The organism is Leptospira andrefontaineae (assembly GCF_004770105.1).
Classification (GTDB): domain Bacteria; phylum Spirochaetota; class Leptospiria; order Leptospirales; family Leptospiraceae; genus Leptospira_B; species Leptospira_B andrefontaineae.
The window spans coordinates 299,471-313,389 of the sequence record NZ_RQEY01000018.1; the positions used below are offsets into that span (position 1 = coordinate 299,471).

A 13,919-nucleotide genomic window follows, 5' to 3' on the forward strand; every position below is an offset into this window, starting at 1 on the left:
ATCAGAATTCTTTCTATTTTAGAAAAGCAAATGACGATCGGAGAAATTCCCAAAAGATGGCAGAAAATCCGGATACTCGGTTATGAGCGCGCCAAAATACAAATTCCAAATTAAGGTCCCAGGAACTTCCGCTAATTTAGGTCCTGGTTTCGATCTATTGGGATTGGCATTCCAAATTTATAACGAGTTCAGTTTTGAATTCGGAAAAACTTCAGAGTTCACTAGAAAGATCAAAGGATCTTCTGCTCCTGTCTTTACCGATGATGAGGATCTAGTTTTACAATCTTATAAAACGTATTTTTCCGTATTTGTATCTCCGCAAACCAAGTCTGCCTCTTCTCCCATTCCTTATTCTGTGACTATGGAACTTGGACTTCCTTTAAAGGGTGGTTTGGGTTCCAGTGCGAGCGCAGTGGTTGCCGGATTTTCTGCTGCAAGATTCGCTCAAGAGAAATATTTTCCGGATACAAAACTCCCGAGTGAGTCGGAGTTTTTATACCAACTCGCTTTGTTAGAAGGCCATCCTGATAATACAACTCCAGCTTATTTAGGTGGATTTGTTTTCTCTTATTTCGCAGAAGAGAAACTGTATTATTTTAAGAAAAAATTCCCTAAGAATGTACATTGTTTTTTCCTAATTCCTGAATTAGAGATATCAACAAATCATTCTAGGAAATGCCTTCCTGATACGTATCCAGTTTCTGATATTATTTTTAATTTGAGTAGAATGTCTACTTGGTGGGAATTTTTAGAATCAGGCGAACCTGGACTTCTAAAAAGAGCGTTGGAAGATAAGATCCATACTCCTTATAGAATGAATTCTGAATTTCCTCTTTTACCTTTGGTGCAAGAGATCGAAAAATTTGCGATCGGTGTTTCTCTTTCCGGAAGTGGTCCAGCTGTTCTTGTTTATACAAGAAGAAAAGACTCTAAAAGATTGGAGAAAAAGTTCTCAGAACTTACAAAACAATTCACTGAAAAATCTGGCATAACTTGCAGATTAGTCCATCTTTCTCCAGATACAAATGGAGCTAAAATTTCTTTTAAGAAGATCTCTTAATCTTCTTCCGAAGATCTTTCTTTTCCGAAAGAGTAGAGTCCTTTTTTATCTCTGGATCTGGTAGCAAGCCCAGGATGGATCTTTTGGACCGAGAATACGAATCTCATTCTTTCCTTACCTAACTTATTCATAAAGAAGTTTGAAGTAATCCCGATCTCGAAGTATTGGGTCATACGATCTTTGATGATCTTATCAGAAATCCTAAAAGATGCAGTTTGCCCTATGATCTCATGGCTTTCTAGTTTTTCCTGGGATTCCATTTTGGAAAAGTACTGCATACGAGGAGGTTTCATAATTGCAGGACCGGAACGATTGATTAGAATATCATAATCTTCCGTATCTTTCCCTTTTTTTAAAATGAATACTAAATGATCATCTTGTATGGACTTACAGAGAGTAGGGATGTCTCCATAGACTTGGCCTACTGAAAATTTATAAATACGTGTGCTTTCCGGAACTACAATCTCGTAGACGTCTCCTTCTTCAGGAGGGTCCATTTGGCCTGGGCGTGTTTTGGCGGCGTAAGGACGTAGTACTTCCCAATAAAAAAAGAATCCCATGCCTGAAACTGCAATGAGTGACAGGACGCCTAAGGCTAAATCCAGCTTGGGTGAAAATACAAGACCTAATTCAAAAGACAAGTGTTAGCCTTTTAAATCAATCTTACCGCGACCGGTTTTCGTTTCTGAGAGGGAGCTAAATCTGGAACTTACGATCATAGATAAAAGATCTTTCATTTGTTCCGGACTGATCACTTGGCTCAATCTTTCTTCTGCGCTCACTGGACTCGGTTTCATTACCAATTCGTCTGCTTTTGGTTCGTTTTTCAGTTTGATTCCTTTCCAATCGGGTGTTTGGATATCCAATACATCGCCGGCTGGTTCTTGTTCGGGTTTGATTTCTCTCTGCACCGGAGACCAAGTCACCGGATACTGTCCCGAATGTATCCCATTTACGTTCATAAACCTAAACCTCCGTTTTCAGGTCTCTATTAATTCCTATCGGAAATCCGGTTGCTTGCTTAATTTTTTTTCGAAATAATTCCTTTATAAGCCTTAATTTGAACGTTTTTTTTCCAATGGATTCTCGCGAATTCCTGCCTTTTTCATCCCCCGAATTATTCGTTTGCCTCCCATACTCAGCTTTCTAAATTGGCTGGTAGGGGAGCTTTTCTCCCTTTGGTAAGGATATTATGTCTGAAGAAACTTCTTCCACTCTACTCGACCGACTTTTCGGCGAGAAATTCAAGGCGGCACTTCCTTGGGTCTTTTTAGGTTACGTTCTATTATCCATTTATCCTATAGTAAAGTTCTTCATCCCTGAACATTATATGAGGATCGGGACTTTCGGGTTTTATACCATCTCCGATATAAAAAAGGATAACCCATCCGCTTATCGTAAATACCTGCAAGAAAACAATCAGCAGATGTATAGAATGTTTTCCCAGCTTGCTTCTCAAGAGATCTTAAAAAAAGAAGCTGCTGCGAAAGGAGTTCCTGTTGAAGAGCTGACTAAATTTGGAAGAGGATACGAGCCTGTTCCGGATGAAATAGTCGCAGCATATAATCAATTCAAGAATGAGCCAGGCTTAAAAGGAAAATCCTTAGCCGAAGTTAAAGTTGAAATTGCAAAGTACTTAAAAGCAGTCCAAGCAGATAGAGAAAGACAAGCATTCTTCGGAAGAATGAGAGAAGAGTATAATACAGAGATCATCGGACCAGAACTTCCTCCCCCTACAAGAGTTGCGATCGAAGCTAGCGAGAATCCAACGATCGGGCCAGATGATGCAAAAGTTACTATAGTAGAATTTTCAGATTTTGAATGTCCTTACTGCGCGATGAGCCAAACCACTACTAAAGCTCTGAGAGAACAATATAAGGATAAAATAAAATGGGTCTTTAGGGATTTTCCTATGGATTTCCATAGAAACGCAATGTTCGCTCACGTTGCTGCGAACTGTGCAATCCCTCAAGGAAAATACTGGCAGTACAATAGTCTCCTTTTTGAGAACGGAAGAAAATTAGAAAAAGGGAATGTAATCAAACTAGCCGGGCAAGTCGGTCTAGACATGGGAGCATTCAATCGTTGTATCGCTGACGAGGAAAAGATCAAAGGCGAGATCGAAGCTGATATGCAAGCAGGACAAAGTTACGGAGTAAACGGAACACCTGCATTCTTCATTAACGGTATTTTAGTGGAAGGCAATATGCCGATCCAAAATTTCACGAAGATCATCGACGAAGAGCTAAAAAATAACTAAGCTCTTCTATATAAAAAGTTAGGAGTTTCAAATGGCAAAAACAGTTAAGGTAGCAGTTACGGGTGCCGCAGGGCAGATCGGATATTCATTATTATTCAGGATCGCATCCGGTCAAATGTTCGGAGCGGATACACCTGTAGAGATCCAAATGTTGGAACTGGAAGCGGCTCTTCCTGCTGCTAAAGGTGTTATCATGGAATTGGAAGACTGTGCCTTTCCTCTTTTGCAAAAAGTAAGTGTTTCCGCGGATCTAGACGTCGCTTTTAAAGACATTAACTGGGCGCTTCTTGTAGGTTCCGTTCCAAGAAAAGCAGGAATGGAAAGAAGTGACCTTCTTAAAATTAACGGCGGAATTTTCGTAAACCAAGGAAAAGCAATCGAGAAAAACGCTGCTTCCGATGTAAGAGTTTTAGTCGTAGGTAACCCTTGTAATACTAACTGCCTTATCGCTATGAATAATGCGAAAGGAGTTCCTACAGATCGTTGGTTTGCAATGACTAAGCTGGATGAGAACCGCGCTAAATCCCAACTTGCTATCAAGTCTGGAAATTTAGTGAAAGATGTAACTAATGTTGCGATCTGGGGAAACCACTCTTCTACTCAATACCCTGACTTCTATAATGCTAAGATCGGTGGAAAAGTGGCAACTGATGTGATCAAAGATCATGATTGGTTAAAAGGCGATTTCATTAAGAATGTTCAACAACGTGGAGCAGAGATCATCAAAGCAAGAGGAGCTTCTTCTGCTGCATCTGCTGCTAACGGAGTTGTAGATACAGTTCGCCAGATTATCACTCCTACCCCGGCAGGAGATTGGTTCAGCGTTGCTGTGACTTCCGACGGTTCTTACGGTGCGGACAAGGGTCTGATCTTCGGATACCCTGTTAAGTCCGATGGTAATAAAGTTGAGATCGTTAAAGGATTGGAATTGAACGACTTTGCAAAAGAGAAGTTCAATATCACTCACGACGAACTTAAATCAGAAAGAGACGAAGTAAAAGGGATGTTATAATCCCTTTCGGAAAACCCGTGCAGGAAACTCCATCCACGAAACTTCCTTTCTTTTCGGAGCTTCCTGCCTTCTTTTCCAGGTTAGAATCTCAGAATAGGATCCGGACCTTGGATCCTCCTTCTGGCCTGGACCTCTGCTCCAATGATTATCTGGGGCTTTCTACTCATCCTGAAATCATCCAAGCTTTAAAAGAAGGCATCGATATCTACGGCGCAGGTTCTAGTGCGAGTCGATTGGTTCGAGGCCATAGAACAGTATTCGAAGAATTAGAGAACGATTTTTCGAACTGGGTGAAATCCGAAGATTCTCTTTTCTTCGCGAATGGTTATGCAGCGAATTTAGGAACAATTTCTTGTGTTGCTGATCCTTCTTATATAATCTTTTGTGATCGTAAAAATCATGCTTCTTTAATGGACGGGGTTCGACTTTCCGGAGCCAAAAAAGTATATTATAAACATTCCGACCTAAACGATCTGGAAAATTCTTTAAAAAAGTATTCCGGCACTAAACATAAGATGATCGTCACAGAGTCCCTATTCAGTATGGATGGGGACAAAACCGATATTCGTGCATTAATCGATTTGAAAGAAAAATATGGGGCACTTCTTTATATTGATGAGGCGCATGGAATCGGACTTTTCGGAGAAGAAGGCGCCGGAGTTTCCTTAGAAGGAAATTCATCTCGAATATCTGAAATAGATTTTAGAATGTCTACCTTAGGAAAAGCATTAGGGTTAGAAGGTGCTGTTATATCTACCACTAAGGATGCCAGAAAATATTTACTCCATTCTGCTCGTACTTTCGTATTTTCGACAGGCCCACTTCCTGCGATTGCCCATGCGGGTAGAGTTGCGATCCGTCTAGCAAGACAGATGGAGAATGAAAGAAGAATATTAACTGAAAATTCTGAGTTCTTCCGCGATTCTCTTCATCAAATTGGAAGAGATACTGGAAATTCTAATACTCAAATCATACCTATACTTTTAGGTTCAGAAGAAGAAGCGCTGCAACTTTCCTCTCGTCTAGAGCAAAACGGATTCCAGGCCAAGGCGATTCGTCCTCCTACGGTCGATATTTCTAGGATCAGAGTTTCACTTAACTCTAAGATCCAAAGAAAAGATCTGGAAAAATTCATACAATTGGTTCGGGAGAATTAAGTTTGTCCATTTTTGTAACCGGAACCGGGACCGATATTGGTAAAACATTTTTCTGCTCTCTTATAATGGCTAAGTATGCGGAAGAGCTTGGTCTAAAATATCTTAAGCCAATCCAAACAGGCACAGATTCAGACAGAGTGAAGATCATGAATCTTACCGGTCTTAATGAATCTTATTTTTTAAAAAATTATTATACATTCGAACTTCCTGCTTCTCCACATTTAGCTTCTGAAATGGAAAATACAAGTGTAGATACTGACGAACTTTCCAGGCATTTATTCAGTATCAAAGACGCTAAAATTTTGGTAGAAGGTGCTGGCGGCTTATATGTCCCTCTTAACCGTTATTATTTTACTGTAGATCTAGTGGAGCAGGCGAAAATTCCATTGGTGCTAGTTGCTTCTACAGAACTTGGAACAATCAATCATACATTATTGTCGATTGAGGCTCTTAGAAAAAGAGAGATCAAGGTTTTAGGAGTCTATTTTATTGGCCCTGAAAATCCACTTCGTTCAGACAATATCAGGACAATCATAGAAGCGGCTGAAATCGGACTTTTAGGGACATTTCTTCTTCCTGAAAGAAAGTTGTCTAGAAAAGAATTCTTAGATAAGGTTGCAAATGAATTCGATCCGGATAGGATCCTCCCGGACTTACTTTTCCCTTGATCTGGCATCCATACACAATCCAACTAGATTCTGATCCTCCTTTAAAGATAGTTTCTGCAAAAGGTGAATTTCTCTATGATGAGAATGGAAAAGAATATATAGATGCGATCTCTTCCTGGTGGGTAAGTATCCACGGCCATAATCATCCTAAACTTGTGGAAGCTGTGAAAAAACAGTTGGATTCTTTGGATCATGTACTCCTAGCAGGCTTTACTCATCCCCCCGCATTAGAACTGGCTCATGAACTTTTAGAATTCACTGATTGGAATTTTCGCAAAGTAGTCTATTCAGACAATGGTTCCACTGCATTGGAGATCATGTTGAAGATAGCTCTGCAGTATTTCAGGAATCAAGGAAGAGAGAAGAAAAAGGTATTTATCAACTTCTCCTATTCATATCATGGAGACACTATTGGTGCAATGAGTGTAGGAGGGGACTCAGTTTTTAATAGAGTTTTCCAAAGTCTCTTATTCCAGACCAAAAATTTTCCTTCTCCTGCCTGCCATGATTGTCCTGTTTCGAAATCCCCTCATTCCTGTATGGAAGATTGTTTGGATGAACTGGAGGCATATTTATCCGCTCACTCCGAAGAAGTAGTAGGAGTGGTCATGGAACCTTTGATCGCAGGCGCTGGCGGAATGTTATTCCATAAACCAAGCGTTCTCACTAGGCTAAGAGAGATTACTGAACGTCATGATGTGCTTCTTCTTTTGGATGAGGTATTCACAGGATTCGGAAGAACGGGTACAAACTTTGCCTACCAAAAGGCAGGCATTCGCCCCGATATGGTGGCGCTCGCAAAAGGACTGACAGCGGGAATTCTGCCCTTAGCGGTAACCCTAGTCAGAGAAGAAATTTATAAAGAGTTTTTATCCTCTGAACCTATGAAAGCATTCTATCATGGACATACTATGACCGGATATCCTCCAGGTTGTGCTTCCGCGCTTGCATCATTACGAATTTATAAAGAAGAAAATAGACTCGCAGATGTAAAACAATTGGAGTCTTATTTGGAAGAAGGTTGGGCCAAACTAAGGGCTGAATTTCCCGATAAGATCAAGAACACAAGAGTGCTTGGTTCAGTAGGTGTAGGAGAACTTTTTACGGGAAAAATGAGACCAGGTTATGTGAATCCATTCGCTAGAGAATTTCGCAGGATATGCCAAGAGAAAGGTGTTATCCTTCGACCTTTAGGGAACGTGATATATATCACTCCTCCATATAATATTTCTAAATCGTCTTTGGATAAGGTATTCCAAGCGATCCGAGAAGGTCTTTCCGCTTACAAAATCCAAGAGTAACGAACGCCTGTTTTTAAGGCCGAATATAGATTGCCAAGAAAAACACTGCCTCGGAAGCTATCGGCAGAATGAAACTTAGTCTAGAAACTCCTCCAGTCGCTGAAGAAAAAGTATTTTCAGAGGTACCAAGTATTATTGATCGGGAGGAAACACATGCAATTCTAAGTGGTCAGATCCCTTTGACAGAGGCTTTGGACAAGGCATACAAAGTCCGCGAAAAATACTTCGGTAAAACAGTCAGAATTCATGTTCTAGACAATATTAAGAACGGACATTGTCCGGAAGACTGCGGTTACTGCGCACAAAGAAAGAATGCAGGTTCCGGAGTCCAAGAATACTCTATGAAATCTCCTGAGGAGATCTTCCAGGATGCGGTCCAAGCTAAGGAAAACGGTGCGTACCGTTTTTGTATGGTTACTGCAGGAACGGGACCTAATTCCTTAGCTACTGAAAAGCTAGCATTCACTATCGAAAAGATCAGTAAAGAACTTGGACTAAAAGTATGTTTGTCCGCCGGTCTATTAGACAGAGAAAAAGCAGAACGTTTAAAAGCCGCAGGTCTAGACAGATATAATCATAATCTGAATACTTCTAAGGCACACTATCCAGAAATCTGTGACACACATACCTACGAACAAAGAGTGGAAACAATTACTCACCTGATGAAGGCAGGAGTAGGAATGTGTTCCGGTATCATTGTAGGAATGGGAGAGTCTCTTTGGGATCTAACTGATGTTATATACGAGATCAAAAATCTAAAAGTGATCTCTATCCCTGTGAATTTTTTCATCCCAGTTGCTGGCCATGCGATCAAAAATCCGCAAAGCCTAACCCCTGAATTTTGCCTCAGGACCCTCATAGCATTTCGTTTAGTGAACCCTGACTCGGAAGTCCGGATTGCTGCAGGAAGAGAAGGGCATTTAAGAGGACTGCAAGGAATGGCCTTATACGCAGCGAATTCCTTGTTTGCAAGCGGGTATCTGAATGTAAAAGGTTCCGATGCAGCAGACACGATCCGAATGATCTTAGATTCGGGATTCTATCCTGAGTTCTCTTCGGGTGTGGGAGAAGAAATAGATTGGGAATCCGCTCTTGGAAAAGATCATCCTTACGCGCCTGAAAATTTCCCGGAACTTTACAAATATCGGAAATCCTTGAAATAGATTTTTTCAAGTTGAGAACCAAAATCGTATAGCATTTTCCAACCTAGTATGGGAAGATTCCCAGGCTCGGTGGTTTTCCAAGATTAATTTCGGAATAGATTGAAACTCTGGTAGGGGTGAAAATCCTGGATATAACGGAGATTGTCGGATGAAATATAAAATAGAGATCAATAAACTAAAAAACGGCTATATTGAAGCTAAATTGATCGATACTGTTTCCAACAACCCAATTGAATTTCGTATTTGTGATACAGAAGAATATCTGCAAGCTCAGATCGCAGACTGGCATAAACGATTTCATATGAAAGATTCCGAGAACTGAGAGTTTTAGAGGGATTTGTCAAATGAAAGTATTAGGGATTTGTTTTTTTCTACTTTCCCTAATCTCTTGTTCTGTTTTCCAAACTCGTACAATATACGATTATTATAACCCAGATTTCAAATGTGTGGACAAGGTCGGGATCAGAGATTCCGACGATTGGGAAACCTACCAGAAACTGTACCTGGAAGCAGTTTTACTTTACACGAATGAGAATGAAAAATTAAAAAAAGCGAATATAGTTTTCGTAGGAAATAGCCTGATAGCTGCTATTCCGCCTGATCTGATCCAAGCAGACTTCCCAGGTTCAGTGAACCGAGGAATTGCAGGGGATATGACAGAGCTTCTTTTAAACCGTTTGGACTCGACGGTTCTAAATCTAAAACCTTCTACCATCATCCTTGAAATTGGCGGAAATGATATTCGAGATGGTAAATGTTTGGATTATATAGAAGGGATCCATAGACTTCTGATCCAAAAGATAAGGACAAGCCTGCCGAATACAAAGGTGCTTATCCTAGGGATTCCGCCTGTTTTGAGCCGAAATGTGAATTCTATCTCCCCAATCGTAAACGCTTGGCTTTTACGGATCGCGAATGAGAACCAAAATGTTCAATTTCTGGATATCTGGCCTGAGTTTAGACAGAAAGGAATTCCATTTATCCGAGAAGAATTGGCTTTCTCTATTGGTGAAAAAAAAGATCCGATCCATATCAATCGAGACGCCTATATCATCTGGCTTCGCAAAATTAAATCTCTCGTTAAATAACCGAAGTGATCTTATTTTTCAGTCCTAAAAACGATTCGGATCCCCAAAGATTATCGGAAGTACTTTCTGATCGATTCAAACAGCCTGTGTTTATCGAAAGAAAGCAGGAAATTTCTAAAGACTTTGTATGCGATGTTTGGAATACGGATCACTCTCTTCCAAGAGAAGAATTGCTTTATCTTAGACAAGAATTACAAAGATTCCGTAAAATTGATCTAATACAAATCTCTTCTTTTCTAAATAGCGGAGCATTATTCTGCTTCGATATGGATTCTACTTTGATCAGAGAAGAAGTTATAGACGAACTTGCAAGATATGCAGGCGTTTATGAAGAAGTGGCATATGTAACCAAAGAAGCAATGGAAGGAAATTTGAACTTTCAAGAAGCTTTGCAAAAAAGATGCTCTTATTTGAAAGATCTTCCTGTTTCCGTATTCGACGAATTATATTTTAAATTACATCCCAATCATGGTGTCCCGGAACTATTCCATGGTCTAAAGAAAAAAAATGCAAAAACAGCCGTATTCAGTGGCGGTTTCACAGACATATTAGAAAGATTTAAACAAGAATATTCGATAGACGAGATCCGTGCAAATTATCTAGACAGGGGAGAGGATAAACTTTTAGGAACAGTATCCGGAACTGTGGTAGATAAAAATATCAAAAGAGATTCTCTTTTAGAACTTCAATCCCGATTTAAATTGGGAAGGGAAAACATTGTAGCCGTAGGTGACGGTGCAAACGACCAACTGATGTTAGAGGCTTCCGGTATCGGCATAGGTTTTCACGCGAAAGAAGGCCTTAAGTCCAATATTTCCAATTGGATAGACTTTGCATCCATGGATGTTCTTCTGTATTTGTTTGAGGAGTGAATCCGTTCTGTTTTTCGCGGCTTTGCGTGAGAAAAGTGTGGAACCGCCTTCGTCTTAGCCCCTTGAGCTAACTCTTTTCTTCCAATCATCCAATAGTTTTAAAGCTTCTATTGGAGTCATGGAATCAATCGGAAGATCTGTGATCTCTTTTTTGAAGTCTTGCCAGAATTGAGTATCACCATTAGGCGCGCTCATATCTTGGAATAGAGAAGGTTCTCTGGTTTGGATACGTATTTCCTTCTTCCTGGATTCCATATCTGTAAGAATTTCAGCGGCTCGTTTTACAACGGAATCAGGAACTCCTGCAAGTTGAGCCACATAGATACCGAATGATTTTTTAGCCTTACCAGGTTTGACTTTTCTTAGGAAAATTACCTTATCATCCTTTTCCACTGTTTCCATATGAAGATTCCAAACTCCTGGGAGCCTGGAAAGTTCAGTAAGTTCATGATAGTGGGTGGCAAAAACCGTTTTGGGGCGAGGAAACATTTCTGAAAGAGATTCCAAGATCGCCCAAGCAATACTCATCCCGTCATATGTGGAAGTTCCTCTTCCTACTTCGTCAAAAAGTAATAAAGATTGAGAAGTGCAGTTTTTGAGAATATTCGCAGTCTCTTTCATTTCCACATAGAATGTGGATTCTCCCGCATTCAGATTATCTCCCGCACCGATACGTGTGAATAGCTTGTCTAAAATAGGAAGTTTTGCAGTTTCTGCGGCAACACTTCCTCCGATCTGGAAGAGAATTTGGTTGATCGCGATCTGCCTCATGAATGTGGACTTACCGGCCATATTTGGACCTGTTAAGATAGCGATTGAATTCTCTTTTCCGTCTAGACCCACATCATTCGGAGTAAATTTTGCACCAACCGGGAGGCTTGCTTCTACAACAGGGTGCCTGGAGGATTTCATTTCCAAATTGGAATCCTCGCTTAGTTCAGGACGTATCCAGCCGAATTTTTCTTCTGCTTTTAAAAGAGATATTTGGAAATCCAAATCTCCGAATTCTTCGGAGACAAGTAAAAGTTCGGAAGAATATTCCAAAACGGTTTGGACCATTTTTTCGAATTCTGCCTTCTCCACTTTTTGGATGATCTCATCCGCTTCTAAAATAGTTCTTTCTATCTCTTCTAATCTTGCAGTAGTAAATCGTTCAGAGGTAACTAGGGTCTGTTTTTTGAGGTATTCTTTAGGAGCCTGTTCCGCTTGTGCACGAGAGATTTCTATAAAATATCCGACGATCTTATTATATTTGATCTTGAGAGTGGAAAGTCCTGTTTTTTTCTTCTCTTCTGTTTCTAATTCTAAGATCCAATCTGCACCTTTGGATCCAGCCTCTCTTGCTCGGTCCAGGTTTTTATCAAAACCATCTTTTAGAAATTTACCATTTCCTAATATAACAGGTAGTTCCTCGGTATGGATCCTTCCTTCAATATAATCCTTAAGCGTATCCAATCTATCTGGTTTTGAAATAGGATATCCAAGAGGAGAAAGTAGGCCGATCAAAGAATCCAAGGTTTGGATAGAAGATAGGATCGTCTTGAAATCACGAGGATAAGCCTTGTTTCCTCTAAATCTGCCCAGGATCCTTTCCAGATCTCCTAGGTCTTTGAGCGCCTGGGTTAAATGAGCAAGAGGGATTTTTTTGATGATGTCTTGTTTTTCCCATCTGGATTTTAGAATGGCAGGATCGGTTTCCGGAAATAAGATCCTTTGTTTCAGAACTCTTTTGCCCTTAGCCGTACTACAAAAATTCAGGACCGAAAATAGAGTATGACCCTTATCTTCCTTTTCGTTTTCGATAAGTTCCAGGTTTAGGATGGTCTCTCTGTCCATTTCCAAATAAGAACCGGTTTGTAAGATACGGGGCTCTCTTAAGGTTAGAGTTCCGTCCCTGTAATTTTCTCTAATATAATATTCTAATGTTCTGGTAACGGTTTGGAATGGATCATTAGAATTTTCCGATCCAACTTTAGTAGCGTCTAAAACAGTTAATTCTCTTTCTCCGAAATTCTGCCAGGTCCTAATTCTTTCTAAATCTTGGGAGAATACACAAATTTCACTAGGCCTAAATTTTACGAACTCAGATTCTAATACTTGGGTTCTGGAAATTGGAACTGCAAAATGTAAAACTTCTCCGGTAGAAACATCTGCCATTCCCACAAAGATCAATGCAGCTTTTGGGACTAGTACGCATAGATAATTGTTTTGGAAACCTGAAAGTAAATGTTCTTCTATGACTGTGCCGGGAGTGATGATCCTCACCACATCCCTGGTCATCAATTTTGTGTTTCCATCTTCCGGTCTGGATTGTTCGCAAACCGCTATCTTCTTTCCTGCAGAAAGTAATCTGGAAATATACCCATCCTTGCTATGGTATGGGATCCCACACATTGGAACTGAGTTTTGTCTTTTGGTAAGCGCTATGTCTAAAATGCTTGAGGCAATTTTTGCATCTTCCAAAAACATCTCATAAAAATCTCCCATTCTAAAGAATAAGATAGAATCAGGGAACTTGGCCTTGATCTCCAGATACTGCCTCATCATAGGAGTATCCAGCGCTTCTTTTAGATCGGGGAAATTAGTTTCCGTTGTAAGAGAATCGTTTTGCATTTCTGATAAAATTCCGAATGAGTTCCTGGTCCTTATTTCCTGGAGAAGATTCCACACCGCTTGCTACGTCTACTCCATACGCCTTAGTTTGGGAAAGTGCCTTTGCGACATTTTCAGGTGTAAGACCTCCTGCGAGTAGATAAGGTCTTCGAACTTCGGAGACCTGGTCCCAAGGAAAACTTTCTCCGGTTCCTCCGCCGGCATCCGATTTATAACTATCTAATATCAATAAATCTGAATTTAGGAAATGTAGAGAGTCATCGTTTACTTTTCCTCGTACACGATAGGAAAGAATTCTGGAATCCATGGTTTGATAGAGTGGGGAAGTTTCTCCGGGAGCCAAAGAGTCATCGCTAACGTATTGGACATAGTCGTGTTGCAAATTTTTTAAAAGTGCTTCTATATATTGGGTTGAAGATTTATAAAAAAGGAATACGATTTTCGGACGCAAAAATAAAGGAACAGAAGTATATAGGTAAGTGATAAGGATTTCCGCTTCTTTAGGAGAAACAAGTCTTGGACTGGAAGAAACAAAATTGATCCCGATAAGATCGGCTCCTTCTTCCACGCAGATTTTCAGATCGTCTACTTTTCTTATTCCGCAGATTTTTACTTTAGGGGTTTGGGACATGGGATTTTTTTTCCGGGACTATGTTTCGGTTCCGTTTTACGGCTCGAAATATTTCCTCTCTTTTCTATACAAGACCAGGACTTCCCCAAGTCAA

14 protein-coding genes are annotated in these 13,919 nt (G+C 40.2%); 10 read left to right on the forward strand and 4 right to left on the reverse strand.

Annotated features, from left to right (window positions below; all coding sequences use genetic code 11):
- The first annotated feature begins 82 nt into the window (after nucleotides 1-82).
- Nucleotides 83-1,060: a homoserine kinase gene (gene thrB, locus EHO65_RS13080; protein WP_135774966.1), complete on the forward strand. Its 978-nt coding sequence runs from the start codon at nucleotides 83-85 to the stop codon at nucleotides 1,058-1,060.
- Here thrB and EHO65_RS13085 read toward each other — a convergent pair.
- Nucleotides 1,057-1,701, reverse strand: coding sequence for a hypothetical protein (locus tag EHO65_RS13085; protein WP_135774968.1), 645 nt, complete (start codon nucleotides 1,699-1,701; stop codon nucleotides 1,057-1,059). The two genes, thrB and EHO65_RS13085, sit on opposite strands and share 4 nt — an antisense overlap.
- 3 nt (nucleotides 1,702-1,704) lie before the next feature.
- Nucleotides 1,705-2,022 (reverse strand): hypothetical protein, encoded by a 318-nt coding sequence (locus tag EHO65_RS13090; protein ID WP_135774970.1) that lies wholly within the window; start codon nucleotides 2,020-2,022, stop codon nucleotides 1,705-1,707.
- 230 nt (nucleotides 2,023-2,252) lie between these two features.
- Here EHO65_RS13090 and EHO65_RS13095 point away from each other — a divergent pair, with 230 nt between their 5' ends.
- From EHO65_RS13095 to serB, 9 genes are all read left to right on the forward strand, one after another.
- Nucleotides 2,253-3,320: a DsbA family protein gene (locus tag EHO65_RS13095; RefSeq protein WP_135774972.1), complete on the forward strand. Its 1,068-nt coding sequence runs from the start codon at nucleotides 2,253-2,255 to the stop codon at nucleotides 3,318-3,320.
- 31 nt (nucleotides 3,321-3,351) lie between these two features.
- A complete protein-coding gene (locus tag EHO65_RS13100) occupies nucleotides 3,352-4,332 on the forward strand; it encodes a malate dehydrogenase (RefSeq protein WP_135774973.1) in 981 nt (326 codons plus the stop codon).
- Nucleotides 4,333-4,349: 17 nt separating this feature from the next.
- Nucleotides 4,350-5,489 carry an aminotransferase class I/II-fold pyridoxal phosphate-dependent enzyme gene (locus EHO65_RS13105; protein WP_135774975.1) on the forward strand — a complete coding sequence of 380 codons (1,140 nt, stop codon included), beginning with the start codon at nucleotides 4,350-4,352 and terminating at the stop codon, nucleotides 5,487-5,489.
- 2 nt (nucleotides 5,490-5,491) lie between these two features.
- Nucleotides 5,492-6,157 (forward strand): dethiobiotin synthase, encoded by a 666-nt coding sequence (gene bioD / locus EHO65_RS13110; RefSeq protein ID WP_135774977.1) that lies wholly within the window; start codon nucleotides 5,492-5,494, stop codon nucleotides 6,155-6,157.
- On the forward strand, nucleotides 6,154-7,458 hold the full coding sequence (gene bioA, locus EHO65_RS13115) for an adenosylmethionine--8-amino-7-oxononanoate transaminase (protein WP_135774979.1): 1,305 nt from the start codon (nucleotides 6,154-6,156) through the stop codon (nucleotides 7,456-7,458). Before bioD ends, bioA begins: the two co-directional genes overlap by 4 nt.
- A 68-nt stretch (nucleotides 7,459-7,526) precedes the next feature.
- Nucleotides 7,527-8,621 carry a biotin synthase BioB gene (gene bioB / locus EHO65_RS13120; protein ID WP_135774981.1) on the forward strand — a complete coding sequence of 365 codons (1,095 nt, stop codon included), beginning with the start codon at nucleotides 7,527-7,529 and terminating at the stop codon, nucleotides 8,619-8,621.
- A gap of 148 nt (nucleotides 8,622-8,769) precedes the next feature.
- The gene (locus EHO65_RS19935; protein WP_165780245.1) at nucleotides 8,770-8,943 is read left to right on the forward strand and encodes a hypothetical protein; all 174 of its coding nucleotides are present in this window, start codon (nucleotides 8,770-8,772) and stop codon (nucleotides 8,941-8,943) included.
- A gap of 22 nt (nucleotides 8,944-8,965) precedes the next feature.
- Nucleotides 8,966-9,709: a GDSL-type esterase/lipase family protein gene (locus EHO65_RS13125; RefSeq protein WP_135774983.1), complete on the forward strand. Its 744-nt coding sequence runs from the start codon at nucleotides 8,966-8,968 to the stop codon at nucleotides 9,707-9,709.
- 5 nt (nucleotides 9,710-9,714) lie between these two features.
- Nucleotides 9,715-10,581: a phosphoserine phosphatase SerB gene (gene serB / locus EHO65_RS13130; protein ID WP_135774985.1), complete on the forward strand. Its 867-nt coding sequence runs from the start codon at nucleotides 9,715-9,717 to the stop codon at nucleotides 10,579-10,581.
- Nucleotides 10,582-10,635: 54 nt separating this feature from the next.
- On the opposite strand, the gene mutS is transcribed toward serB, so the two are convergent.
- Nucleotides 10,636-13,194 (reverse strand): DNA mismatch repair protein MutS, encoded by a 2,559-nt coding sequence (gene mutS / locus EHO65_RS13135; protein ID WP_135774987.1) that lies wholly within the window; start codon nucleotides 13,192-13,194, stop codon nucleotides 10,636-10,638.
- A complete protein-coding gene (locus tag EHO65_RS13140) occupies nucleotides 13,163-13,825 on the reverse strand; it encodes a phosphoribosylanthranilate isomerase (protein ID WP_135774991.1) in 663 nt (220 codons plus the stop codon). Before EHO65_RS13140 ends, mutS begins: the two co-directional genes overlap by 32 nt.
- Nucleotides 13,826-13,919: the final 94 nt, after the last annotated feature.